Source organism: Kocuria oxytropis, assembly GCF_040981195.1.
Taxonomy (GTDB): domain Bacteria; phylum Actinomycetota; class Actinomycetes; order Actinomycetales; family Micrococcaceae; genus Kocuria; species Kocuria oxytropis.
In genome coordinates this window covers 23516-49326 of the sequence record NZ_JAVFXA010000007.1, presented here as the reverse complement: position 1 = coordinate 49326, position 25811 = coordinate 23516, and the positions used below count along the sequence as shown (strand labels likewise).

Below are 25811 nucleotides of genomic sequence, written 5' to 3'. Positions count from 1 at the left end.
CCTGCTGCGTCGTCCGGCGTGCCGTCCCGCCGCGCCGACCTGCCGCACTGTACCGCCGGGGTGGGCGGCGGCGGGGGAGGGCAGGGACCCTCAGTGCCGCTCGTCCACCAGCGGGACGGCGCGCCGGCGGAAGTGCGCCGTGGCCAGCACCACGAGGATCGCGGCCGCGGCCGCCCCCCAGGCCACGAGCATGGACCGCGGCTCGTCGGTGGCCCGGCCGATCGCGATCCAGGACAGCCCCCATGCGGACGCCGCGGCCACGGCCCAGCGGCCTCCGACCCGCCGCTGGATCGCGGCCACGACCACGGCGAGCACGAGCACGACGGCGACGCCGATCCACTCGGCACCCCGGCCCTCCTGCGGCACGCCGGAGGACACGAGGGCGGCCGCGATATTGGCCGCCGTCGCCACGGACACCCAGCCCAGGTAGAGGCCGAAGGTGCCGTCCACCACCACCAGGTCGAGCAGGCCGCGCCGGCCCTGGACCCGCGTCAGGCGGTCCACCAGCAGGCCCAGGACCAGGACCAGCGCGACGATGACCCCCACGCTGGCCCAGATCCAGCCCTGCTGCGTGACCAGCAGCCAGCCGGCGTTGAGGAGCATGGAGGCCGCCGCGAGCCAGCCCGTGGCCCGCGCGCGGCGGTCCGTGGCCCGGGAGGGCAGCCACTGCCAGACGGTGTAGGCGAACAGCCCCAGGTAGATCACCGACCAGATCGAGAACGCCGGACCGGCCGGTGCGAGCAGGGTGGCGTCCGCGGAGAGGCTGCCCCCGGCGGACTCCTCCACCCGGGTGCCGAAGACGCCGATCCCCACGAGGGTGCCCAGCAGGCACGCGATCTCGCTGACGGTGACCGCGACCTGCCGGACGCGGTCCGCCCGGGTGGGCCGCGGGTCGGTGCGGCGGACGCCTGCGGGGGAGGCCGGGGAGGCGGTCACGGCGGAGCCTTTCTCGAGGGATGCGGATTCCCGGTGCCGGCTGGGCGCGTGCGGCAGGTCGGGGCGTGTCGTCGGCGCGGAACGGACGGTGCGGGTCGGCGGTGCGGGACGGACGGTGCGGGACGTCGGCGCGGCCCGAATGGTGCAGGTCGGCGGTGCGGGACGGATGGTGCAGGTCGGCGGTGCGGGTCGTCGGAGTGGTCGGGGAACGCGGTTCCCCGACCACCACGGTAGGCCCCGCAGCTGAACGCCACCAGGGACGAAGCACCGACCGGGCCCCCCTTGCGCCCGGCCGGCGGCCGGGCCGTTCCCCTAGAGTGGCCGGATGGAACCCCAGCAGAACTCCCGGCCCGTCGTGGGCCTGCTCGGCGCCACCGGCATCACCGGGCGGGTGGCGCTCGCCCATCTCCTGGCGCGGGCACCCGAGGCGGGGGCGGACGTCGTCGTCGGTGCCCGGGACCCCGAGCGCGTGCGTGCCCTGTGCGCCGAACGGGGGCTCCCCGTCCCCGAGATCCTGCACGCGGACATCGCCGACCCCGCCTCCCTGCGCGCGTTCGTCCGCCGCCTCGACGTCCTGGTCGACCTCGCGGGCCCCTACACGCGGCTGGCTCCCCCGGTGCTCACCGCGTGCGTCACGGAGGGCACCCACTACGTCGACGTGACGGGCGAGTCCCAGCTCGTGCACCGCACCGACCGTGACCTGCACGGGGCGGCGCGGGACGCCGGGATCGCGCTCGTGCACACGGCGGGCTTCGAGGCCCTGCCCGCCGACGTCCTCGTCGACGCCGCCCGCCGGCACGCCGCTGCCCGGGGCGAGACCCTGCGCACCGCGGACCTGGTGACCTCCGTGCGCACCCCGCCGGGGACCGGCTTCTCGGAGTCGGTCTCGGGCGGGACCGTGCAGAGCCTCGTCGAGGTGCTGCGGGACCCCGATCCCGCCCGCACCGGTGACGTCGCCGCCCGACTGCCGGACCCCGCGCCGGGCTGCGGGACCGCCGCGGACCCCGACGCCGTCCGGGCTGCCAGCCCCCTGCGCCTGCGTGCCCGGACCGCCGACGGCCAGGTGCTCGCGGCCATGAGCCCGCTCGCGGCGATCAACCCGCCGGTGGTGCACCGCACCCAGGCCCTCAGCCCCGTGCCGGGGGCCGCCACCCACCCCCTGGCCTTCCGCGAGGCCATGGCCGTGGGCCGCTCGGGCGGGCTGCGCGGCGCCGGCCGCTTCGCCGCCGCGGAGGCGGTGGCCGTTGTCCAGGCGCTCGCCGGTCTCGCCACCGGTCTGCCGCACCCGGTGCGCACGCGCCTCGCCGAGGCCCTGGCGCGCGTCCTGCCGCAGGCCGGGACGGGGCCGGTCGGCGACGTGCACACCGGCTGGTCGTGGACGACCCGCGGCGCGTTCACCACGCACCAGGGGAGCGCCTTCCCCGCCGTGCTGGAGGCGGAGGGCAACCCCGGCTACGGCACCACCCCGTGGCTGACCTCGGAGCTCGCCCTGCGCATGGCGGTGCACGGCGTCCCGGACGCCGCCCTCGGCTCGTCCACCCCCGCCCTCGCCCTGGACGGCGATCTCGCCGCCCTGCTCCCGGCGCGGGTGCGGATCACGGTCGGCTGAGCGCGGCGGGCGGAGCGCACCGGGCGGAGCCCGGGGGAGGAGCCCGGGGGAGGAGGCTGGCGGACGGCGCCCGGCGGGTCCAGCGCGGCACACGCAGTGCGGTGGACCGGCCGGGACCTGCCGCGGCGGGACCGGGCGTGCGCCGGCCCCCGGTCCGCACGAGGACCGGGGGCCGGCGCACGCCCGCTGCGGGCGGCGCTACGGCTTGAGCACCACCTTGATGCAGCCGTCCTCCTTCTTCTGGAACTTCTCGTACATCTCCGGCGCCTGCGCGAGCGGCACCTGGTGGGTCGCGAGGTCGAGCACGCCCAGCGGGTCGGAGGGGTCGTCGACGAGCGGCAGCAGGTCGTCGATCCAGCGCTTGACGTTGCACTGGCCCATGCGCAGCTGGATCTGCTTGTCGAACATCGTCAGCAGCGGCAGCGGGCTCTTGGTGCCGCCGTACACGCCGCTGAGCGAGATCGTGCCGCCGCGGCGGACGGCGTCGATGGCGGTGTAGACGGCGTCGAGCCGGTCGGTGCCGACCGTCTCCATGGCCTTGCGGGCCAGCGGGGACGGCAGCAGCCCGACCGCCTGGTGGGCCATGCCCGCCACCGGGGAGCCGTGCGCCTCCATCCCCACCGCGTCCACCACCGCGTCGGGGCCGCGGCCGTCCGTGAGGTCCTTCAGCCGCTCGGCCACCTCGCCCGCGGAGTCCAGCGTCTCGATGCCGTGGCGCTCGGCCATGGCCCGGCGCTCGGCCACGGGGTCCACCGCGAGCACGCGGTAGCCCAGGTGCCGGCCGATCCGGGCCGACATCTGGCCGATCGGGCCCAGCCCCAGCACGGCCAGCGAGCCGCCCTCCGGGGGAGCGGCGTACTGCACGGCCTGCCACGCGGTGGGCACCACGTCGGAGAGGTACAGGTACCGCTCGTCCTCACCGGTCTCGGGGACCTTGATGGGCCCGTAGTCGGCGTGCGGCACCCGCAGGTACTCCGCCTGACCGCCCGGCACCGAACCGTACATGCGGGAGTAGCCGTAGATGGCGCACCCGCTGTTGTACTCGCGCACCTGAGTGGTCTCGCACTGCGACTGCAGCCCCTGGTTGCACAGGAAGCAGTGCCCGCAGGAGATGTTGAAGGGGATGACCACCCGGTCCCCGGCCTTGATGTGGGTGACGGCCGAGCCGACCTCCTCGACGATGCCCATCGGCTCGTGCCCCACGACGTCGCCCTTGTCCATGAACGGGCCCAGCACCTCGTACAGGTGCAGATCCGAGCCGCAGATGCCGCTCGAGGTGATCCGGACGATCGCGTCCGTGGGCTCCTGGATCTGCGGATCCGGGACCTCCTCGACGCTCACCGAGCGCTTTCCCTGCCATGTCAGAGCCTTCATCGATCCTCCTCCTCGGGCCGCCCTCCGAACCGGATGGACAGCCTGCTGATTTGTTCGGTCGGGCCCAGCCTACTCGGCGCCCTCCCGGCCCGCATAGGGGCCGGTCCCGGAGCCGGCCGCCGGCCCGTTCCCGAGCTCGGCCGCAGGTCCGGGCCCGGGTCCGCCGGCGGGTCCGTCCACGGGCCGGGGGTCGGGCCGGGGGTCGGGCCGGTCCGCAGGTCCGTCCGCCGGCGCGGAGCCGGCCGCTGCCTCGCCCCGCAGGAAGAACGCCCCCACCGAGCCGGCCAGGGTGGCGAAGACGGCCACCGAGTAGAGCGCCAGCACCACCTCCAGCACGCGGGGGAAGCCGCCCTGCGCCCCGAGCTCCCGGCCCGTGACGGTGGACATCGCCGCGTCGGAGAGCGCCGGACCGTACTCCTCGTAGTGCCCGAGGACGTAGAGCAGCTGGCTCGAGACCAGCACGACGACGCCGGTGACCGCCGCGAGCCAGCCGATCCGGCTGGACAGCAGCTTCCCCGCCGAGCGCGAGCCGCGGACCCCGGCCGAGAGCACGCTCCCCGCCCGCGTCAGCCGGGCGATCCGGAGCAGCCGGGCGGCCTGCAGCGCGCGGACGAAGCGCAGGAAGGGCAGCAGCAGGAACAGCACCTGCCACCAGTTGCGCCTCCAGAACCGGGCGGAGAACCGGGCGATGTACGCCCGGAGCAGGAACTCGCCGACGAACACGGCCCAGAACAGCCAGCCGGCCACGTTGAGCAGGGCCACCAGCCCGGGGTCCTCGGCGAGCAGCTGGCCCAGCACCACGAACAGGAACAGGACGCCCAGCACGCCCATCGGCCGGTCGAGCCGGCGTGCGAGCCCCTCCGCCAGGCCGAGCTGCTCCTCGTCGTCGACCGGGCGCCGGTCCGCGTGCCGGGCGCTGTCCTCCCGCTCCACTGCTGTCCTCTCCGTCGTGCCGGCCGTTCCCAGGGCCCACGGTAGGCCACGCCGCCCGGAGCCCCGTTCCCTTGACCGCCTGCGCACGCCCGTTGACGGCGCGTGCAGTCAACGTCCGGAGCCCGCCCCCAGGACTGTGCCCGCGCTCACACTGATCGTGTTCCCACCCGGGGTCGCACCCGTTCCCGCCGAAGGAGTACCACCGTGCAGCAGACCGCTCTCACCACCTCGCCCTCCGAGCTCGGGGTCACCCACCCGCTCGACATGCTGACCGCCGCCGAGATCTCCGCCGCCCGCGCGGTGCTGGAGCAGGCCGGCCTCCTGCGCCCGTCCACCCGGTTCCCCCGGGTGATGCCCGTGGAGCCCCCGAAGTCCGTCGTCCTGGCGCACACGGACGGCGACGACTTCGACCGGTCGCTCGACATCACGCTGCTGGACACCGACACCGCCGAGACGCGGCGGGTGCTCGTCTCCGTGACCGCCGGTGCGGTCCTCTCGGTCGAGACCCTGCGGACGGGAGAGCACCCCTACGGGCAGGCGCAGTACATGTTCGAGGAGTACGACCGTGCCGCCGAGATCGTCATGGCCGACCCGCGCTGGCAGGAGGCCATGGCCCGCCGGGGGATCGAGGACACCACGCACACCTTCGTGGCCCCGCTGGCGCCCGGCTTCTTCCCGCGGGAGGACGAGACGGGCAAGCGGGTCATGCGCTCCCTGACCTTCCACCGCCGGTTCGAGGGCGACAACCCCTGGGGCCACCCCGTCGAGGGGCTCATCGCGCACATCGACCTCACGGCCGGGGAGGTCGTCCGGATCGAGGACGAGGGCGACGTCCCCGTGCCCATGGCGGACGCCAACTACACCCCCGAGCACGTGGGCCCGGCCCGGACCACCCTCAAGCCCCTCGACATCGTCCAGCCGGAGGGCCCGTCCTTCCAGGTCGACGGCACCCACGTCACCTGGGAGAACTGGAAGCTGCGCATCGGCTTCAACGCCCAGGAGGGCCTGGTGCTCAACCAGGTCACCTTCCGCGACGACACCGGGGAGCAGCCCGAGGACCGCTCGGTGCTCTACCGCGGTTCCGTGCCGGAGATGGTCGTGCCCTACGGGGACACCACGAACACCCGTTTCTGGATCAGCTACTTCGACGCCGGGGAGTACCTGCTGGGCAAGAACGCCAACTCCCTGAAACTGGGCTGCGACTGCCTGGGGGTCATCAAGTACTTCGACGCGTTCGTGGCCGACGACGAGGGCCACCCGATGGAGATCCCGCACGCGGTGTGCGTGCACGAGGAGGACTACGGCGTGCTCTGGAAGCACACCGAGTTCGGGGAGGCCCCGCAAGTGCGCCGCTCCCGCCGGCTGGTGATCAGCTACTTCGCGACCATCGGCAACTACGAGTACGGCTTCTTCTGGTACTTCTACCTCGACGGCTCCATCCAGGTGGAGGCCAAGGCCACCGGCATCGTCTTCGCCGGCGCGTGCGAGCCGGGGCAGCCGAACCGGCACTCCCACGAGATCGCCCCGGGGATCCAGGCGCCGGTGCACCAGCACATCTTCTGCGCCCGTCTCGACGTCGCCGTCGACGGCATGGAGAACTCCGTGCAGGAGGAGAACCTGGTGCGCATCCCCATGGGCGAGGACAACCCGTACGGCAACGCCTTCACGTGGTCCCGCACCGACGTGACCCGCGAGTCCGAGGGCGTCCGGGACGCGAACACCGAGACCGGGCGCAAGTGGTTCGTCACCAACCCCAACCGCCGCAACCACGTGGGCGAGCCCACCGCCTACCACTTGATCCCCATGCCGGGCCCGCGCCTGCTGGCCGCCGAGGGCTCCTCGGTGTGGCACCGGGCCCAGTTCGCCACCCACCACCTGTGGGTGACCCCCTTCGACGAGGACGAGCGCTTCCCGGCGGGCGTGTACCCCAATCAGCACGCGGGCGGGGGCCTCGGCGAGTGGGTGCAGCAGGACCGCCCGCTGGAGAACACCGACGTGGTGCTGTGGCACACCTTCGGGCCCACCCACATCCCGCGCACCGAGGACTGGCCGGTGATGCCCGTGGACTACTACGGCTTCTGGCTCAAGCCCTACGGCTTCCTGGACCGCAACCCGGCGCTGGACCTGCCGGACTGGTCCACCGCCGGCGGCACGTGCTGCGGCACCGAGGTGGGCCACGCCGATCCGGTGCCCGCCACGGAGGGCGCCCACGCCATCACGGGCCACGACCACGGCGGCGTCCACCCGGGCCGGGACCACGGCAGCGCCCGCCCCGCCCACGACTGCGGCTGCGAGGGCTGAACCGTGAGCACCGATGTGAACCGCAGCGACCGGGCCGCCGAGCACGGCCACCTCACCGAGAGCACGGGCCTGGAGCGCCGGACGCTGACCGTCCCGTCGCTGGTCTTCCTCATCATCGCGGCCTCCGCGCCGCTCACCGTCCTCGCCGGCGGCGTCCCGTCCACCTTCGCCGTGACCGGCCTGCTCGGGGTGCCCCTCGGCTTCCTCGTCCTCGGGGTGATCCTCGCCCTGTTCGCCGTGGGCTACGGGGCGATGTCCTCGCGGATCACCAACGCCGGCGCCTTCTACGCCTACGTGGCCGACGGGCTCGGCGCCCGGCAGGGCATCGGGGCCTCCTGGCTCGCCCTCATCAGCTACAACGCGATGCAGATCGGGCTCTACGGGATCTTCGGCTTCGTCCTGTCCTCCTTCCTGGAGGCGCGCCTCGGCCTCGCGGTGCCGTGGTGGGCGGCGGCCCTCGCCGGGCTCGTCCTCGTGGGGCTGCTGGGGGTCAGCCGGGTGGACCTCTCCGCGAAGGTCATCGCGGTCCTGGTCACCCTCGAGTTCCTCGTGGTGATCGTGGTCGACGTGGTCTCCCTGGGGGTGGCGCCGGAGGGCATCACCGCCCAGCCCCTGATGCCCTCCGAGTTCTTCACCTACGGGATCGGCGCCGTGCTGTCCTTCGGCATCGCCGCGTTCATGGGCTTCGAGTCCGCCGCGATCTACAGCGAGGAGGCCAAGGACCCCGCGCGCGCCGTCCCGCGGGCCACGTTCACCGCGGTGGCGATCATCTCGGTGTTCTACGCCGTCTCCGCGTGGGCCCTGGCCGTGGGCGTCGGCCCGGGCGGGATCGTGGCCGCCTCCCAGCAGTACGGTCCGGACCTCGTGTTCGTGTTCCTGGGCGAGCACGGCGGGGTGCTGCTCGCCGACATCGCCCAGGTCCTGTTCATCACCAGCCTGCTGGCCGCGCTCATCGCCTTCCACAACGCGGTGGCCCGGTACTTCTTCTCGCTGGGCCGCGAGAGCGTGCTCCCGCGGTGGCTGGGCGCCGTCGGGCGGCGCAACCACGCCCCGGTGGCCGGCTCGCTCACGCAGAGCGCGCTCGCCGTGGTGCTCGTGACGGTCTTCGCGATCGCCGGGCAGGGCTCCGAGCTCGGCCCGCTCTTCCCCGTGCTGACCCTGTTCACGTGGCTGGTCAACGCGGGGGCGTTCGGGCTGATCTTCCTGCTGGCCATCACCTCGCTGGCGGTCATCGGGCACTTCCGGCGGGACCCGGGCGGGCAGTCCGCCTGGGTGCGCTGGATCGCCCCCGGGCTGTCCGCGGTGGGGCTGGGGGCGGTCTTCCTCCTGGTCCTGGTGAACTTCGACGTGCTCATCGGCGCCGAGGGGCCCAGCCTCCTGGCCGTGGTCATGCCGGCGATCATCCTGGGCGCCGGGCTCGCCGGCCTGCTCTGGGGCGAGTACCTCCGCCGCCGCCGGCCCGAGGTCTTCGCCGGGGTCGGCTCGGGCCGCGCCGTGGAGGGCGGCGGGTCCGTGGCGCCGCCGGCCGCTCCGGGGGAGCGTGGGGCGCCCGCGTCGTCCGAAGGGGCCGGGGCGCGCGAAGCGTCCGGGGCGTCCGAGGCGGCCGGCGTGGCCGGGGACGCACGGTGACCGTCCTGGAGCCGGCGGGCGGGATGCCGGACACGATCGGGGAGGTGCGCCGGTCGCTCCGTCCGCCGCGGCCGCCGGCCCGGCCCGGGGACACCGCGACACCCCGGCCCGGGGGCACCGCGACACCCCGTCGCGGGCAGTCCGGTGGCCTCCGCGGGGCCTCGGCCCGACCGGACGGAGCGCCCGGGCAGGCGCGCCCCGGCGTCGACCCCCTCCGGGTGCTGCTCGTGCTGGGCGTGACCGCCTCCGTCGCCCTGCACGCGCAGATGGCCCTCACCGGCGCCCACGGCCCCGGCTGGTCGCTGCTCATGGGGGTCATGGCGCTGCTGTGCCTGTCCTGCCTGGCCGGGCTCGTCCGGGCCGGCGATCCCGCCGGCCCGGTGCGGATGACCATGGGCATGGCCCTCGCGATGGCGCTCGGCCACGTGCTGCTCCTCCCGCTGCTGGCCGGAGCGCCCGGGGCGCACGGCGCCCACGCCGCCCACGGGGGAGAGGCCACGGTGGCCGCCGCCGGGGCGGGCCACGGCGGCATGCTCCTCGTGGTGGGGGTCGAGCTCATCGTGGCGACCCTCGCCGTCGGCTGGGTGCGACGACACAAACAGCGAATTACCTACCAGGCGGTCTAATATGGCGATCCAGACGTGATGTCGGTCACGGTGCGGACCCCTGCGGTCCGCACCGTGCAGGACAGGGAGGGATCGAGCGATGGCGCTGACGCCGGCCGGGCCGGGACGGACCGCCACGAGCCCTGAGCTCGTGGAGTCCATCCGGGACTGGTCGCGCCTGACCTCCCGCTCCTTCGTGCCGCTGAACTGCACCACCGCGGCCGCCCGGACCTTCCGGGCGGGGCTCGTGGGCCGGGAGGCGGGGAACCTGCACGTCTCGCACCTGCGGTTCTCGCCGCACGCGGTCGAGCGCGTCCCGTCCGGGCCCGGGGACACCGGCGGCGGGCGCTTCAAGGTGAACCTGCAGCTGGAGGGGCGCTGCGTGGTCGAACAGGACGGCCGGCGCAGCGTCCTGGGCCCCGGGGACCTCACCCTCTACGACACCTCCGAGCCCTACCGCCTGGAGTTCCCCGAGGACTCCCGGCTGCTGGTGCTGATGTTCGACCACCGCGTCCTGGACCTCCCGCCGGCCGCCGTCGCGCAGCTCCGGGCCTGCCGGCTCGGCCCCGAGGGCGCCGTGCACAACATGGTGGCGTCCTTCCTCGCCTCGATGGCCGAGCACATGGATGCCCTGACCGGCATGAACGGCCAGCGGCTGGGCAACTCCGCCCTCGACCTGCTCACCACCTCCTTCAACCTCGAGCTCGACGACCAGGTGGCGGCCTCCGCCCACGAGAAGGACCGGCTGCGGGCCCGGGTGCACGACTGGGTCGAGGCCAATCTCGGCCGGCCGGACCTCGACCCCACCACGATCGCCCGGGCGCACTACATCTCCGTGCGGCGGCTGCACCAGATCTTCCAGGACGAGGGCACCACCGTCTCGACCTGGGTCCGCACGCGCCGGCTCGAGCGGTGCCGGCGCGCCCTCGAGGACCCCATGAGCGCCGGGGTCCCCGTGGCGCGGATCGCCGCCCGGTGGGGCTTCCCCGACGCCGCCCACTTCTCCCGCGTGTTCAAGGCCGCCTATGGCGTCTCGCCGTCCGCGGCCCGCGCACGGGCGCTGGCGAACCCGCCCGGCTGAGCTGCGCGACCCGACCGCGCTGCCCGCCGCGCCCGGCCCGCCGCGCCCGTCCACGGCACCCCTCCGCGCCCGGCCCGCCGCGCCCGTCCACGGCATCCCTCCGCCTCGCCTCCCGCCTCGCCCGCCTGACCTGGGCGCAGGACGCCCCTGCTGCTGACCGGGGCGCGCTCTGAGGTAACCGACTGCACGGTGTGCAATGTTGCACTTAGTGCACTGTTGCACCTAGTGTCACGGGATGTGACGACTCTGCCCGCCGAACCGCATCAGGACCGCCCCCCGGAGGACCGGCGGGAGGCCGTGAAGTACCACAACCGCCGCGCCATCATCGACGCCGCCGCGGCCCTCGCCGCGGAGCGGGGAGTGGGCCGCTTCACCGTCAACGACCTCGCCGAACGGGCCGGGGTCTCCCGGCGTACGATCTTCAACCACTTCGCCTCCGCGGACGACGCCGTCTACGCGCGCTTCACCGAGCTGCTCGGGGTGTTCGTCGACAACTTCGCGCGCGTGGTGGAGGCCACCCCGCCGCCCGTGCACCCGAGTCCCGGGGCCGTCCTCGAGCAGCTGGCCGACGTCATCGAGCGCACCGAGCTCGTGCCCGCCATGTGCCACATCGCCCATCTCATGGGCGCCAGCGAGGGCAGTCCCACCACCGCGGTGTGGGCGCACGAGGTGTTCCAGACCCTCACCGCCCGGCTGGTGTCCGAGATCACCCACCGTGTCCCGGGCGCGTCCCCCTTCACGGTGGACCTGCTCGCGAGCCTGCTGCTGCACGGCCTGGCCGTGGCCTTCGAGCGGTGGGCCGAGGAGACCGGCGCGGTCGACACCCCCGACAGCCGGATGACCTGGCACCGGCTGCTGCGCACCGCCGTGGACCGCCTGCGCCACGGGTTCGCCGACTGACCCGCACGCGCGGCCCGCGCTCCCGGCACGGCGGCCCGCGCTCGACCCACCCCCGGCAACGACGCGCCCAGCACGACGCTCCTGACGCGGCGTTCCGGACACGACCCGCCCGGCACGACGCTCCTGACGCGGCGTCCCGGGCACGAACGACAGAGAAGAGACATGGCACATCTGCTGTACCGACTCGGGCGCTTCGCCGCCCGCCGCGCCTGGACCGTGGTCGCGGCCTGGGCGGCGGTCCTGCTCCTCGCCGGCGGCGCCTTCGCGGCCTTCGGCGGTCAGCTGACCAACGCGATCACCGTTCCCGGCACCGAGACCCAGCGGCTCGCCGACCAGCTCCGGGACGAGCTGCCCGACGCCGGCCACGGCACCGGCCGGATCGTGTTCCGGACCGAGAGCGGCGAGCCGTTCACGGCCGACCAGCGCGAGCGGATCGGCGAGGCGCTCGCCGCCGCGGAGGCCTCCCCGGGCGTCGACGCCGTCCTGGACCCCTTCGCCGCGCAGGACGAGCGCGAGGAGCAGGAGCAGCAGCTCGCGGATGCCCGCGAGCAGGCGGCCGACGGCCGCGACCGGCTCGCCGTCGCCGAGGAGACGCTCGACGAGAACCAGCAGAGGCTCGACGACGCCCGGGAGCAGGCCGAGCGGGCCGACGCCCCCGACCGGGTCCTGGACGAGCTCGACGCCCGCCAGGAGGCCCTCGACGACGGCCGCGCCGAGCTCGAGCGCAACCGCGAGCAGCTGGCCGCCGGGCTGCCCGAGCTCGAGCGCGGCGAGCGCATGCTCGCCCTGGCCGCGGAGACCCGCACGGTCTCCGCGGACGGGACCACGGCCATGGCCGTGGTGACCTTCACCGCCGAGCAGGAGGCCGTCAGCGCCGAGGAGAAGGAGGCCCTGCAGGCCGCCGTGGACGGCACGCCGATCGAGGGCGTGCAGACCGAGTACTCCCTGGAGATCGCCCAGGACATCTCCCAGGTCATCGGTCCCGCCGAGGTCATCGGCGTGGTCGTCGCCGGCATCGTGCTGCTGGTCATGCTCGGCACCCTCGTGGCCGCCGGGCTGCCCCTGCTGATGGCGCTCACCGGGGTGTCCGTCGGCGCCCTGGGCGTGCTGTCCTTCTCCGGGGTGCTGGACATGATGTCGGTGACCCCGATGCTGGGCGTCATGCTCGGCCTGGCCGTGGGCATCGACTACTCGCTGTTCCTCCTCCACCGCCATCGCCAGCAGCTGCTGGCCGGCACGGAGCTGCACGAGTCCATCGGCCTGGCCACCGGGACCTCCGGCAACGCCGTGGTCTTCGCGGGGCTGACCGTCATCATCGCCCTGGCCGCGCTCAACGTCACCGGCATCCCCTTCCTGGGCGTCATGGGCACCGCGGCGGCGGTCTGCGTGGCCGTGGCCGTGCTGATCGCCGTGACCCTCACCCCGGCGCTGCTCTCCCTGCTGGGCGAACGGCTGCTCCCCGCCCGTGCCCGGACCCGGGCGGCCCGCCGGCCGGCCCACCTCGGGGAGCCCCGGCCCGGCGTGGCCACCCGTCACCCGGTGCTGACCCTCGTGATCGGCGTGCTCGCGCTCGTCGTCGTCGCCCTGCCCGCCGCCTCGATGCGCCTGGGCCTGCCCGACGCCTCGTCCGAGCCCGAGGACTCCACCCAGTACCGCACCTACCAGCTGCTCGACGAGAAGTTCGGCGCCGGCGCCAACGGCCCCCTGCTCGTGGTCGCCGACCTGCCGGAGGGCACGGACGCCTCCGAGGCCGCCGAGCTGCAGCTCACCGTGGGCGAGGAGCTCATGGCGCACGACGACGTCGTCTCCGTGGTCCCGGCCGGGCTCTCGGAGGACCGCCGGACCGCCGCGTTCCAGGTGGTGCCCGTGGACGGACCCGCCGCCGAGTCCACCGAGCAGCTCGTCGACGACCTGCGCGCCCTGTCCCCGGCCCTGGAGGACGAGTACGGGGTGGGTATCGGCGTCACCGGCCAGACCGGCGGCAACATCGACGTGTCCCAGCTGCTGGCGGACGCCCTGCCGCTGTACCTCACCGTGGTGATCGGGCTGTCCCTGGTGCTGCTGGTGCTCGTCTTCCGCTCCGTCCTCGTGCCGGTCGTGGCGACCGCCGGGTTCATGCTCTCCCTCTTCGCCGCCCTGGGCGCCGTGGTGGCGATCTACCAGTGGGGCTGGCTGGGGGGACTCCTGGGCGTGCACGCGCCCGGCCCGGTGCTCAGCTTCCTGCCCACGCTCCTCGTGGGCGTGCTGTTCGGCCTGGCCATGGACTACCAGCTGTTCCTGGTCTCGGGGATGCGCGAGGCCTATGTGCACGGTCGCTCCGCGCGGGCCGCCGTGCAGGAGGGCCTCCGGGCCGGCCGGGCCGTGGTCACCGCCGCGGCGATCATCATGATCTCCGTGTTCGCCGGGTTCGTCTTCTCCCACATGGCGATGATCCGGCCCCTGGGCTTCGGCCTCGCCTTCGGCGTGCTCGTCGACGCCTTCGTGGTGCGCATGATGCTCATCCCCGCCGTCATGCACCTGCTCGGGGACAGGGCCTGGTGGCTGCCCCGCGGGCTGGACCGGATCCTGCCGAACGTGGACGTGGAGGGCGAATCCCTGCGCCGCGAGCGCACGCCCGCGCCGGCCGACCCGGCCGCCGCGGCCGGTCCGAGCGGCTGGGGGGACGCCGCGCCGGACCCGGAGGCCGAGCACGAGCTGGTCGGCGCCGGCCGGCGCGACTGACCCGGCGCGGCTGACCCGGCGCCGGGACACCCCGGTGACAGCGGCGCGCCCCTCCCCGCAACGGGGAGGGGCGCGCCGTCGTCGTGGTGCCGGCGTGGTGGCCTCAGGAGATGCCGTTCTCCTGCAGCCACATCTCCAGCAGGCCCAGCTGCCACAGCACGTTGGAGCGCAGCGGCGTGTGGTGCCGGTTCGGGTCCGCCAGCAGGGTCTCCACGACCTCCGAGTTGTAGAGCCCGCGCTGCACCGCCGCCGGGTCGGTCAGGGCCGCCTCGACCCGGTCCAGGGTCCCGCCCTCGAGGGTGCGGATCGCCGGGACGGGGAAGTAGCCCTTCTTCCGGTCGATCACCTCGTCCGGGACGATGCCGCGGGCCGCGCGCTTGAGCACGCCCTTGCCGCCGTCGGCGAGCTTGAGCTCCGGCGGGATGCGCCCGGCGAACTCGACGAGCTCGTGGTCGAGGAACGGCACCCGGGCCTCCAGGCCCCAGGCCATGGTCATGTTGTCGACGCGCTTCACGGGGTCGTCCACGAGCATGACCGTGGAGTCGGTGCGCAGGGCGGCGTCCACGGCGGTCTCCGCGCCGGGGCGGCCGAAGTGGCGCTCGATGAACGCCGTGGGCGCGTCGTGGGTGGCCATCCAGTCGGGGGAGAGGACCTTCGCGAGCCGGGACCACGGGCGGTCGAAGAAGGACTCGGAGTACGTCTGCCGGGCGTCGTCGCGCGCGACGTCGGCCAGCGGCGGGTACCAGTGGTAGCCGCCGAGCACCTCGTCGGCGCCCTGACCGGACTGCACCACCTTGACGTGCTTCGAGACCTCCTCGCTGAGCAGGTAGAACGCCACGCAGTCGTGGCTGATCATGGGCTCGCTCATCGCGGCGACGGTCCGGTCGATCGCCGGGACCAGGCGGGCGTCGTCGATCGCGATCTGGTGGTGCTCGGTGCCGAAGCGGCGGGCCACGAGGGACGAGAACTCGAACTCGTCCCCGGACTCCTCGCCCCGGGACTCGAAGCCGATGCTGAAGGTCTGCAGGTCCTCCTGCCCGCTCTCCGCGAGCAGGGCGACGACGAGGCTCGAGTCGATCCCGCCGGACAGCAGCACGCCCACCGGCACGTCCGCCACCATGCGCCGCTTCACGGCGGTGCGCAGCTTCTCCACGAGCCCGTCCTGCCAGTCCTGCTCGGACCATCCCGAACGGTCCTCGTCGCGGGTGAACTGCGGGTTCCAGTACTCGTGGTCCGAGGCCGAGCCGTCGGGCTCGACCGTGCGCACGGTGGCCGGCGGCAGCTTCCGCACGCCCTTGAGGATCGTGCGCGGTGCCGGGACCACCGAGTGGAAGGTGAGGTAGTAGGACAGGGCGGTGCGGTCGATCGAGGTGTCGACGTCCCCGGCCGCCAGCAGCGACTGCACCGTGGACGCGAACCGCAGCCGCGCGCCGGTGTGGTCCACGTAGAGCGGCTTGATGCCCAGCCGGTCCCGGGCCAGGACCGTTCGCCCGCTCGTGTGCTCGGTGATCGCGAACGCGAACATCCCGTGGAAGTGGTAGACGCACTCCCGGCCCCAGCGGTGGTAGGCCTTCAGGGCCACCTCGGTGTCCGAGGTGGAGAAGAACTCGTAGCCCATCCCGCGCAGCTCCTCGCGCAGCTGCCGGTAGTTGTAGATCATGCCGTTGAACACGATCGACAGCCCCAGCCGGGAGTCGACCATCGGCTGACCGCCGGACGGGCTCAGGTCCACGATCTTCAGCCGGCAGTGGCCCATGGCCACCGGGCCCTGGGCCCAGGCGCCGGATCCGTCCGGGCCTCGCCCGGCCTGGGCGCACGTCATGCGGTGGATCGTGCCCGGGTCCGCGGCGGCGCCGTCGAACCGGACCTCACCGGCGATGCCGCACATCAGCGCTCACCTCCGCTCCGGGGCGCAGGGCTGGTCGGGACCGGAGATCCGTGGCGCGAGAGCATCCTCCCATGCTACGGGTTCGGTCCCCGGCGGCCGGTCACTCCGGCGGGGCGAGGTGCTCCAGCAGCTCCAGGGCCAGGGTGCGGGTCCGCTCCGTCACCCGGTCGCCCGCTCCCGCCAGCCGCAGCGCCGCGTCCGCGATTCGGGCCGGCGCGTCCTCGGGCAGCCGGGGCTCCGCCCGCTGCCGCTGGAGGATGACGTTCTCCACGAGGCCCATCACCACGGCGGCCTCGAAGGCCGTGGCGGGGTGGCCGCTCGCGCGTTCCAGCAGCGTCCCGTAGATCCGCTCGAGCGCGTCCCGGTTCTCGTGGAACTCCTCGAAGCCCGTCCCGCGCAGCTCCGGCGAGAAGTACAGCGCCCCGAGGTTCTGGGGGTCCTCGACGAGCAGGCGGGTGTCCGCGAAGCACAGGGCCCAGAGCGTCACGTGGCCCGGGGCGTCCGCCTCGAGCAGCCGCTCGGCGAGCCGGCGGGAGGGCAGCACGGTGCCGAGCACCAGGCGCAGCAGGACGTCCTCCTTGGAACGGAACCAGTGGTAGACGCTGGCCTGCTGCAGGCCGGCGGCCTCGGCGACGGCCCGGGTGCTCGTGCGGGCGAAGCCGTGGCGCACGAACAGGTCCCCGGCGGCGTGGAGGATGTCCTGCTCGGCGCCGCGCCCCGTGGGGGAGGTGGTGCTCTTGCGGGGGCGTCCTCGGCTCTTCGTCACGGCTCCGAACCTACCAAGCCCGGGGAGCGCTGCCGCGGGGCGGAGTTACACAGCCGAAACGGACGCCGAACCCGCGCGAAATCCGGGCCTGATTGCATATCTGTCAAGCGACAGAAAAGACTTTCGTCCCGAAGGAGCCGGCCATGACCGACACCCAGACCACGTCCTCGACGGGGACCACCGCCGGAGCCCGCGCCCACGCCCGGGCCCAGGAGGGCACCGCGGTCGAGTGCGCGCCCACCGTCCCGGCCACGACCAGCACCGCGGCCCCGGCGCGGGTGGCCCCGCAGGACCTCGTGTGGGCCGAGCGCGTGGCCGGCGGCAACTACACGCACAAGGTCCTGGACCGCGGGACCGCCGTCCGTCTCACCGATGTGCGGGGTGACGCTTGCGCGTCGGTGCTGCTCTACAACGCCTTCGAGACCTTCGAGCGGCTCAACGTGGCCGACACCATGAAGATCCAGTGGCAGGTCCGCACCGGCGCGGGCCAGGTCCTGCTCTCCGACCAGGGCCGGGCGATGGCCACGGTGGTCGAGGACGGCTCGGGCCGCCACGACGCCCTCTACGGCGCCAGCTCCCGGGCGCGCAACGAGGAGCGCTACGGGGACGGTCAGCCGCAGGGACCCAGCCCCGCCGGGCGCGAGCTGCTGGTCCTCGCCGGCGCCAAGCACGGTCTTTCCCGCCGGGACGTCCCGCCCTGCGTCTCCTTCTTCCAGGGCGTCGAGATCACCCCCTCCGGGCACCCGGTCTTCACGGGCTCCGCCGGGGCGGGCGCCGCCCTGACGCTCGTCACCGAGATGCCGTGCGTGCTGCTGATCGCCAACGCCGCCCACCCGCTGGACCCGCGCGAGGAGTACGTCAGCACACCGCTCGACGTGGTCGCCTGGCGCGCCCGGCCCACCACGCCCGAGGCCCCCGCCTGGAACTCCGCCCCCGAGCGCCGCCGCGCCTACCAGAACACCGCCGAGTACCTCCGCGCCCGCGGCCTGGCCTGAGCCCCGCGCGACGAGAACAGCGACGAGAACGAGGAACCCCGCCATGACTGCTCCCACCACCACCACCGCCCCGGCCACCGGAACCCCCACGTCCCGGTTCGGCCCCGAGCTGCGCCGCGAGACCGTGGCCCCGCTCGCCCCCTGGTCCGCCGTCCTGAGGGCCGGCCAGGTGCTGACCATCGTGGACGTGGACGGCAACCAGGCCGTCGACTTCCTGGTCTACGACGCCGTGGACACCGCCCGGGCCTACAGTGCCCAGGCCACCCTGCAGGGCCAGGACAGCGTCTACCTGAGCGCCGGGTCGGTGCTGCGCAGCAGCGAGCACGACCCGCTCATGACCGTCGTCGGCACGGACGTGGAGCGCCACGACACCCTCGGCGGCGCCTGCTCCAAGGAGTCCAACACCCTGCGCTACGGCCACCACACCTGGTCCCAGCACGGGTGCGCCGACAACTTCCTGGCCGAGCTCTCCCGGTACGGCATGGGCAAGCGGGACCAGGTCTCCAACGTCAACTGGTTTATGAACGTCCCGGTGGACCCCGACGGTGCGCTCGGGATCGTGGACGGGATCTCCGCCCCGGGGCTGTCGGTGAGCCTGCGAGCGGAGCGGGACGTGCTCGTGGTCGTCTCGAACTGCCCGCAGATCAACAACCCGTGCAACGGCTTCGACCCCTCCCGCGCCGAGATGATCGTCTCCGCCGGCACGGCGGCCGCGGCCGGGCAGGAGGCGTGAGCATGAGCGCCTTCGACACCGTCCTCGTGGCCAACCGCGGCGAGATCGCCGTGCGCATCATCCGCTCCGTCCAGGCCCTCGGGCTGCGGGCCGTGGCCGTGTACTCCGACGCCGACCGCGGCGCCCTCCACGTCGCGGCCGCCGACGAGGCCGTGCACCTCGGGGCCTCGCCCGCCGCGCAGAGCTACCTGGACATCGGCAGGATCATCACCGCGGCCCGGCGCACCGGGGCCGGGGCGATCCACCCCGGCTACGGCTTCCTCTCCGAGAACACCGACTTCGCCGAGGCCTGCGAGGCGGCCGGCATCGCCTTCGTGGGCCCCACCGGTGAGCAGCTGCGGATCTTCGGGTCCAAGCACACCGCGCGCGAGGCCGCCGTGGCCGCCGAGGTGCCCCTGCTCGCCGGCACGGGGCTGCTCGACTCGCTCGAGGACGCCCTCGCGCAGGCCGAGCGGATCGGCTGGCCGGTGATGCTCAAGGCCACCGCCGGCGGCGGCGGGATCGGCATGCAGGAGTGCCGCGACGCCGGGGAGCTGCGCGGGGCGTGGGAGTCCGTCCGGCGCGTGGCCGGGGCGAACTTCTCCTCCGCCGGGGTCTTCCTGGAACGCCTCGTGGACCGGGCCCGGCACGTCGAGGTGCAGGTCTTCGGCGACGGCCGCGGCGACGTCCTCGTGGTCGGTGACCGCGACTGCACCCTCCAGCGCCGCCACCAGAAGGTGGTCGAGGAGGCCCCGGCCCCCGACCTGTCCCCCTCCGTGCGCGCCACGATCCACGACGCCGCCCGGCGGCTCTGCGCGTCCGTGGCCTACCGCTCCGCCGGGACCGTCGAGTTCATCTACGACCCCGTGCGCCAGGAGGCCGCCTTCCTGGAGGTCAACACCCGCCTGCAGGTCGAGCACCCGGTCACCGAGGCCGTCTACGGCGTCGACCTCGTGGCGTGGATGCTGCGCCTGGCCGGCGGCGACGACACCATGATGGGCACCGGGCTCACCGCCCGCGGCGCCGCCGTGGAGGCCCGGGTGTACGCGGAGAACACCGACCTGGACAACCTGCCCAGCGCGGGCACCGTCACCGGGCTGGTGGTCCCCGACGGGATCCGGGTGGACTCCTGGATCGAGGTCGGCACCGAGGTCAGCGCCTTCTACGACCCCCTGCTGAGCAAGTTCGTCGCCCACGGCGCGGACCGGGAGCAGGCGTGGGAGCGGCTGGGAGCCGCGCTCGAGCAGGCCCGCGTGCACGGCGTGGCCACCAACCTGGGCGTGCTGCGGGCGATCCCGCAGCTGCCCGCGGTGCGGGAGGTGCGGCACTCCACCGCCACGCTGGAGGGCGTGCGCAGCGCCCAGCCGCGCCTCGAGGTGCTTCGGTCCGGGCTGCTCACCACCGTCCAGGACCGGCCGGGACGGATCGGGTACTGGCCGGTGGGCATCCCGCCGTCGGGCCCCATGGACGAGCTGTCCTTCCGGCTGGGCAACGAGGCGCTGGGCAACCCCGAGCGCGCCGCGGGCCTCGAGGTCACGGCGGCCGGGCCGACCCTGCGCTTCCACACGCCCGCCCGGGTCATGGTCACCGGCGCCCCCGTCGAGGTCCTGGTGAACCGGGAGCCCGTGGCGCAGTGGGCCGTGCTCGAGCTGGCCGCCGGGGACGTCCTGGCGATCGGCCGCGCCGAGCAGGGCATGCGCGCCTACCTGCTCGTGGAGGGCGGGCTGGACGTCCCGCTGGTGCTGGGCTCCGCCGCGACCTTCGTGCAGGGCGAGATCGGCGGCGCCGCCGGCCGTGCCCTCGCCCCCGGCGACGTCCTGGGGATCAACACCCCGGCCGTGCCGCACGAGGTCGCCGACGTCCCGCCGGCCGAGCGACCGCACGTCGGCACCTTCTGGGAGGTGGGCGTCCTGGAGGGCCCGCACGCCGCCCCCGAATTCTTCACCGTGGCCGACATGGAGGATTTCTACGCCGCCGACTGGGAGGTGCACTTCAACTCCGACCGCACCGGCGTGCGCCTGGTGGGCCCCAAGCCCCGCTGGGCCCGCCGTGACGGCGGCGAGGCCGGGCTGCACCCCTCCAACATCCACGACACCCCCTACGCCGTGGGCGCGGTGGACTACACCGGCGACATGCCCATCCTGCTGGGCCCGGACGGGCCCAGCCTGGGCGGGTTCACGTGCCCGGCCACGGTGGCCGAGGGACAGAAGTGGAAGCTGGGCCAACTGCGCGCCGGGGACCGGGTGCGCTTCGTGCCCATCACCCAGGCCCAGGCCGCGGAGCTCCGCCGTGACCCGCGGGCCCGGGTGGCCCCGGGCCGGGACGCCGTGGTCGACGGCGGCGTGGTGACCTCCGTGCCCGCGACCCCGGACCGGCCCGCCCTGACCGTGCGGCGCAGCGGCGACTCCAACGTGCTGGTCGAGTACGGCGAGATGACGCTGGACATCGCCTCCCGGATGCGGATCGAGGCGCTGCGCCGGGCCCTGCAGCAGCAGGTCGACGACGGGGCGCTGAGCGGCGTCCTGGAGCTGACCCCGGGCATCCGGTCCCTGCAGGTCCACCTCGACCCGGACCGGCTCGGTCTGGACGAGGTGCTCGAGCGCGTGCTCGTCCTCGACGCCGGGCTGCCGCCCACGCACGACCTGCGGCTGCCCAGCCGCACCGTGCACCTGCCGCTGTCCTGGGACGACCCCGCCACCCGGGAGGCCATCCGGCGCTACGAGAAGGGCGTGCGCGACGACGCCCCGTGGTGCCCCTGGAACATCGAGTTCATCCGCCGGATCAACGGCCTGGACTCCGTCGAGGACGTCCGCTCCGTGCTCTTCGAAGCGGAGTACCTGGTCCTGGGGCTGGGCGACGTCTACCTGGGCGCCCCGGTGGCCACCCCGGTGGACCCCCGGCACCGGCTGGTCACCACCAAGTACAACCCGGCCCGGACCTGGACCCCGCAGAACGCCGTGGGCATCGGCGGGGCGTACCTGTGCGTCTACGGCATGGAGGGCCCCGGCGGCTACCAGTTCGTGGGCCGGACCACCCAGGTGTGGTCCACCCACCGGCAGCGCGGTCCCTACGAGGAGGGCACCCCGTGGCTGCTCCGGTTCTTCGACCGGATCAAGTGGTACCCGGTGTCCTCCGAGGAGCTCGCGGAGATGCGCGCGGACATGGCCGCGGGCCGGCTCCCCCTGCGGATCGAGGAGGGCGAGTTCTCCATGGCCGAGTACCAGGCCTTCCTCGCCGAGCACCGGGAGGACATCGACGCCTTCGAGGCCCGCCGCACGGCGGCCTTCGACGACGAGCGCCGGGCGTGGGAGGAGGCGGGCGAGTTCGAGCGGGTCGCCGCCCTCGCGGAGGTGACCCCGGAGGCCGACGTCGCCGTGGAGATCCCCGACGGCTGCGAGGGCGTCGAGGCGCAGTTCGCCGCCAACGTCTTCCGCGTGGACGTCCGGGTGGGCGAGGCCGTCCGGGAGGGCCAGACCCTGATGGCGGTCGAGGCCATGAAGATGGAGGCCCCCGTGACGGCCCCCGCGGACGGGGTGGTGCACTGCGTCGTGGTCGAACCCGGGGCGCACGTGGGTCCCGGCGCCGTCCTGGCCGTCATCCGCACGGCCGCCGCTGCACCGGACGCCCCTGCACCGGGCACCGCTGCACAGACCGCCGCGGCACTTGCCGGCACCGCACACACCGACACGGCGTCCGCCGGCACCGCACGCACCGACACGGCACCTGCCGGCACCGCACCCACCGTGCCGGTGCCGGCCGCCGAGACCGTCTGAGCGGCGTCCCGGATCCCACCAGCACGAGGAGAGCACGCATGACCACGACAGCAGAGACCGCAGCCCCGCCGGCCCCGGCGGGGTGCCCGGACCCGGGCGCGCCCGAGAGCGCCGCCCACGAGCTCGTGGCGCGGCGCTACCGCCTGATCGAGGAGGCGGACCGGCCGGAGGTCTGGATCGGCCTGCGCCCCCAGCGGGACGTGGCCGAGGACGTCGCCCGGGCACTCGCCGCCCGGGCCGCCGGCGCGCACCTGCCGCTGGCCGGGACCCTGTTCGCGGTGAAGAACAACATCGACGTGGCCGGTCTGCCGACCACCGCGGCGTGCCCCGCCTTCGGCCACGAGCCGGAGCGCGACGCCGTCGTCGTCCGCCGGCTCAAGGAGGCGGGCGCGGTGGTGCTGGGCAGCACCAACCTCGACCAGTTCGCCACCGGCCTGGTCGGCACCCGCAGCCCGTACGGCGCGGTCCGGCACGCGGAGGACCCCGCCCGGATCTCCGGCGGGTCCTCCAGCGGCTCGGGGGTGGCCGTGGCCCTCGGCGTCGCGGACTTCGCCCTGGGCACCGACACCGCCGGGTCCGGACGGGTGCCGGCCGCCCTGCACGGTCTGTACGGGGTCAAGCCCACCAAGGGCACCGTGCCCTCCACCGGGGTGGTGCCCGCGTGCCGGAGCCAGGACGTGGTGACCACCATGGCCCGCGATCTGTGCCTCGCCCGGCTCGCGGCGGACGTCATGGCCGGGACCGACGAGGGCGACCCCCGCTCCCGCCCGGCCGCCGCGACCCGTCCGGCCCGGCTGGACCGCGTCGTCGGGTTCGCCGCGCCGGAGCAGCTCGGGGAGCTCGCCCCCGGCTGGGCCGAGGCCTACGCCGCCGCCGTCCGGCAGCTCGCGGAGCGGGGCTTCCGGACCGTGCCGGTGGACATCGAACCATTCCTGGCGGCCGCGGCCCTGCTCTACGACGGCGCGTTCGTCGCCGAGCGCTGGACGGCCGTGGGCGCGTTCGTGGACGCCCACCCGCAGGACGTGGACCCCACGGTGGGGCGGATCGTCCGCGCCGCGGCGCGGATCCCCGCCCACCGGGTCTTCGCCGACCAGGACCTCCTCGACCGCTGCGCCCGGCGAGCCCGGGAGGTGTTCGGCTCGCTCGACGCCCTGGTGCTGCCCACCACCACGTTCCACCCCACCCTCGCGGAGGTCGCGGCCGATCCCGTGGGCACCAACAGTCGCATGGGCCGCTTCACCAACTTCGTGAACCTGCTCGACCTCTGCGCGCTCGCCGTCCCGGCCGGACGGGTGGACGGCCTCCCCTTCGGCGTGCAGCTGGTGGGGGACACCTTCCAGGACGACCGGCTCGTGGACGTGGCCCGGGAGGGAGGCTTCGATGAGCGCTGAGCCCTGCACCCCGCCGTCCACCCCGGGCGCGGCTGCCGGCGCCGCGGAGGTCCTGCTCGTGGTCGCCGGGGCGCACCTGCGCGGACAGCCGCTGAACCCGCAGCTGCTCGCGCTGGACGCCCGTTTCGTGGAGGCCACCCGCACGGCCGCCGCCTACCGGATGGTCGCCCTGGACACCGTGCCCGCCAAGCCGGGGGTGGTGCGCGTCCCGGACCGCGGCGCGGCCCTCGCCGTGGAGGTCTGGGCGCTGGACGCCGCTGCGTTCGGCACGTTCGTCGCCGGGCTGCCCGCGCCCATGGCCATCGGGCGGGTCGAGCTCGCCGACGGGCGGGAGCTGCCCGGTTTCCTGGTGGAGCCCTTCGCCCTGGAGGGCGCCGAGGACATCACCGGCCACGGCGGCTGGGCCGCCTACCGGGAGGCCGTGTCCTGACCGTGCGGAACCCGGTCCGCCTGGGTCGTCCCGCCCGTCCCGGCGTGCGGGGTCCTGCCCGGCGGGGCATCGCACCGACCGCCGGCAGCTCCTGGAGGCCGCCTGCGCGCGCACCCGCCTGCACGGGGTGGTGCGCACGTTCTCCGACCGGTGGGACGTGCTGCTGACGCCCACGTCCCAGGTGCTGCCGCTGCCGTGCGAGAACCGCTGATCCCGCCCCCTCGCGGATATGCCGATGCTGACATATGTCGAGTAGATGTGCTCGGTGAGCCGGGTCGGTCACCGGGCACCCGGCCCTCTCGGTCACCGGGTGTCCGGCCGTGCTGGTGCGCCGTCCCGCCCGGCTGCCCTCAGGCGGCCGCCTCCAGATCGAGCAGCGCCGTCTTGGCCTCCAGGCCGCCGACGTACCCGCCCAGTCCGCCGTCGCTGCGCAGCACGCGATGGCACGGGACGACCACCGGCAACGGGTTCGTGGCACAGGCCGTGCCCACAGCCCGGACGGCCTGCGGTCGCCCGACCGATCGGGCCACCGCACCGTAGCTCTGCGTGGTGCCGTAGCCGATCCCGGGCAGGTGCTCCTGGACCAGCCTCCGGAAACCGTGCGAGAGCGAGCGGTCCAGGGGCAGGTCGAACCGGGTGCGGGCCCCGGCGAAGTACTCCTCGAGCTGCTGCACGGCCGGTGCCAGACGGTCCGGGGCCTGCAGCACCCGGGGGCTGACCCGGCGGGCCAGGTCCGCGAGGACCTGCTCGTGGTCCTCGCGGGCGTAGGCCACCCGGACCAGGCCCTGCTCCGTGGCCGCCAGCAGCAGCACACCCACCGGGGTGCCGACCGTGGTGTACGCGACGTCGAGGATTCCGGCGCCCGCGGCTTCGACCTCCAGGCGACGGTGCAGACGCCGCAGCACCGTCTCCGGCACCGGGACGCCGGCGCGGAGGCTGCTCAGGGGCGAGTGGTGCGGTGTCGTGGTCATCGGTCCTCTCCTGTCCGGTCGTGCCCCGGGCGGACCCCGGAGGTGGGCTCGGCGTGGGAATCTGCGTGGATCTGCGGGCGGGGCCCGGTGCTCCAGCGGGTCCCGTCGGGGTGCTCCGCGAGGGTCCTGCGGAGCGCGGCCAGGCCGTCGGCGGCGGCGCGGCGGGCGGCCTCCGGGGTGCCGCCCAGCAGGTCGGCGATCTGCCGGTAGGGCAGCCCGCCGAGATGGCGGTAGGCGAGCACACGGCGTTGCTTGGGCGGCAGCGCCGCCACGGCCGCCCACAGCGGGGAGTCGTGCTCGTGCGGGGCGTCCTGGTGCGCGGGCGGTTCCGGCACCGACGCCACGGGCACCGCCGCCCGGGACCGGGCCCGGACCACGTCGACCGCCTTGCGGTGGGCGATCGTGACCAGCCACGCCTGGACGTTCGCGGTGGCCGGCAGCTCCGGATACGCCCGCAGGGCGGCCAGGAACGTCTCCGACCACGCGTCCTCGGCGTCCGCGGAGGAGCTCAGCACGGCCCGGCAGACCCGCCACACCACGGGGCCGTGCCGGGTCACCAGCGTCTCGAAAGGCTCTTTCGTCTCCATCACCCCGTAGACGGCGGCGCCGGTGGGAACGTGAGGTCGGTGCGGGGACATGATTCCCATCCTGGGGCACGGGGCACGGGGCCGCAGGACCACGGGGCACAGGGCACAGGGTGCAGGGAACGGAGCGCAGGACCGCGGGACACAGGGAGCCGGACACAGGGACCGGGGCGCAGGCAGGAACAGCGGCACGGCGGGGCCGGGGGTGCGGT

Annotated in this window: 19 protein-coding genes; 12 read left to right on the top strand and 7 right to left on the bottom strand. The window is 74.5% G+C overall.

What is annotated here, in order from left to right:
* Positions 1-90: 90 nt before the first annotated feature.
* The gene (locus QYM41_RS08845) at positions 91-936 is read right to left on the bottom strand and encodes a TspO-related membrane protein (RefSeq protein ID WP_368799379.1); all 846 of its coding nucleotides are present in this window, start codon (positions 934-936) and stop codon (positions 91-93) included.
* A 325-nt stretch (positions 937-1261) separates the two neighbouring features.
* Between QYM41_RS08845 and QYM41_RS08840 the strand changes: the two genes are divergently transcribed.
* Complete coding sequence (locus QYM41_RS08840; protein ID WP_368799378.1) at positions 1262-2545, top strand: saccharopine dehydrogenase NADP-binding domain-containing protein; 1284 nt, start codon at positions 1262-1264, stop codon at positions 2543-2545.
* A 198-nt stretch (positions 2546-2743) separates the two neighbouring features.
* On the opposite strand, the gene QYM41_RS08835 is transcribed toward QYM41_RS08840, so the two are convergent.
* Positions 2744-3919 carry a zinc-dependent alcohol dehydrogenase gene (locus tag QYM41_RS08835; RefSeq protein ID WP_368799377.1) on the bottom strand — a complete coding sequence of 392 codons (1176 nt, stop codon included), beginning with the start codon at positions 3917-3919 and terminating at the stop codon, positions 2744-2746.
* 69 nt (positions 3920-3988) lie between these two features.
* Positions 3989-4852 (bottom strand): hypothetical protein, encoded by an 864-nt coding sequence (locus QYM41_RS08830; RefSeq protein WP_368799376.1) that lies wholly within the window; start codon positions 4850-4852, stop codon positions 3989-3991.
* 204 nt (positions 4853-5056) lie between these two features.
* On the opposite strand from QYM41_RS08830, the gene QYM41_RS08825 reads away from it, so the two are divergent.
* From QYM41_RS08825 to QYM41_RS08800, 6 genes are all read left to right on the top strand, one after another.
* Positions 5057-7153, top strand: coding sequence for a primary-amine oxidase (locus tag QYM41_RS08825; protein WP_368799375.1), 2097 nt, complete (start codon positions 5057-5059; stop codon positions 7151-7153).
* A 3-nt stretch (positions 7154-7156) separates the two neighbouring features.
* A complete protein-coding gene (locus tag QYM41_RS08820; RefSeq protein WP_368799374.1) occupies positions 7157-8782 on the top strand; it encodes an APC family permease in 1626 nt (541 codons plus the stop codon).
* A gap of 218 nt (positions 8783-9000) precedes the next feature.
* Complete coding sequence (locus QYM41_RS08815) at positions 9001-9408, top strand: hypothetical protein (RefSeq protein WP_368799373.1); 408 nt, start codon at positions 9001-9003, stop codon at positions 9406-9408.
* A 79-nt stretch (positions 9409-9487) separates the two neighbouring features.
* Complete coding sequence (locus QYM41_RS08810; RefSeq protein ID WP_368799372.1) at positions 9488-10468, top strand: AraC-like ligand-binding domain-containing protein; 981 nt, start codon at positions 9488-9490, stop codon at positions 10466-10468.
* Between the two features lie 237 nt (positions 10469-10705).
* Complete coding sequence (locus QYM41_RS08805) at positions 10706-11368, top strand: TetR/AcrR family transcriptional regulator (protein WP_368799371.1); 663 nt, start codon at positions 10706-10708, stop codon at positions 11366-11368.
* A 162-nt stretch (positions 11369-11530) separates the two neighbouring features.
* Positions 11531-14089 carry an MMPL family transporter gene (locus QYM41_RS08800; RefSeq protein WP_368799370.1) on the top strand — a complete coding sequence of 853 codons (2559 nt, stop codon included), beginning with the start codon at positions 11531-11533 and terminating at the stop codon, positions 14087-14089.
* A 103-nt stretch (positions 14090-14192) separates the two neighbouring features.
* On the opposite strand, the gene QYM41_RS08795 is transcribed toward QYM41_RS08800, so the two are convergent.
* Together QYM41_RS08795 and QYM41_RS08790 are read right to left on the bottom strand one after the other, a co-directional pair.
* The gene (locus tag QYM41_RS08795; protein WP_368799369.1) at positions 14193-15977 is read right to left on the bottom strand and encodes an N-acetylglutaminylglutamine amidotransferase; all 1785 of its coding nucleotides are present in this window, start codon (positions 15975-15977) and stop codon (positions 14193-14195) included.
* 100 nt (positions 15978-16077) lie between these two features.
* Positions 16078-16743: a TetR/AcrR family transcriptional regulator gene (locus tag QYM41_RS08790; RefSeq protein WP_368799368.1), complete on the bottom strand. Its 666-nt coding sequence runs from the start codon at positions 16741-16743 to the stop codon at positions 16078-16080.
* A 143-nt stretch (positions 16744-16886) separates the two neighbouring features.
* Here QYM41_RS08790 and QYM41_RS08785 point away from each other — a divergent pair, with 143 nt between their 5' ends.
* The 5 genes from QYM41_RS08785 to QYM41_RS08765 are packed head-to-tail and all read left to right on the top strand — an operon-like array spanning position 16887 to position 24044.
* Positions 16887-17738, top strand: a complete 852-nt coding sequence (locus QYM41_RS08785; protein WP_368799367.1) for an urea amidolyase associated protein UAAP1 — start codon at positions 16887-16889, stop codon at positions 17736-17738.
* A 43-nt stretch (positions 17739-17781) separates the two neighbouring features.
* Entirely contained in the window at positions 17782-18471 is a 690-nt protein-coding gene (locus QYM41_RS08780) for an urea amidolyase associated protein UAAP2 (RefSeq protein ID WP_368799366.1), read from the top strand.
* A 2-nt stretch (positions 18472-18473) separates the two neighbouring features.
* Positions 18474-22223: an urea carboxylase gene (uca, locus tag QYM41_RS08775; protein ID WP_368799365.1), complete on the top strand. Its 3750-nt coding sequence runs from the start codon at positions 18474-18476 to the stop codon at positions 22221-22223.
* A gap of 38 nt (positions 22224-22261) precedes the next feature.
* Positions 22262-23614 carry an allophanate hydrolase gene (locus tag QYM41_RS08770; protein WP_368799364.1) on the top strand — a complete coding sequence of 451 codons (1353 nt, stop codon included), beginning with the start codon at positions 22262-22264 and terminating at the stop codon, positions 23612-23614.
* Positions 23604-24044: an allophanate hydrolase-related protein gene (locus tag QYM41_RS08765; protein WP_368799363.1), complete on the top strand. Its 441-nt coding sequence runs from the start codon at positions 23604-23606 to the stop codon at positions 24042-24044. Before QYM41_RS08770 ends, QYM41_RS08765 begins: the two co-directional genes overlap by 11 nt.
* 350 nt (positions 24045-24394) lie before the next feature.
* Here the strand turns inward: QYM41_RS08765 and QYM41_RS08760 are convergent, their stop codons facing one another.
* Together QYM41_RS08760 and QYM41_RS08755 are read right to left on the bottom strand one after the other, a co-directional pair.
* Positions 24395-25015: a methylated-DNA--[protein]-cysteine S-methyltransferase gene (locus QYM41_RS08760; protein WP_368799362.1), complete on the bottom strand. Its 621-nt coding sequence runs from the start codon at positions 25013-25015 to the stop codon at positions 24395-24397.
* On the bottom strand, positions 25012-25602 hold the full coding sequence (locus tag QYM41_RS08755; RefSeq protein WP_368799511.1) for an RNA polymerase sigma factor: 591 nt from the start codon (positions 25600-25602) through the stop codon (positions 25012-25014). The genes QYM41_RS08760 and QYM41_RS08755 overlap by 4 nt, the downstream gene beginning before the upstream one ends.
* Positions 25603-25811: the final 209 nt, after the last annotated feature.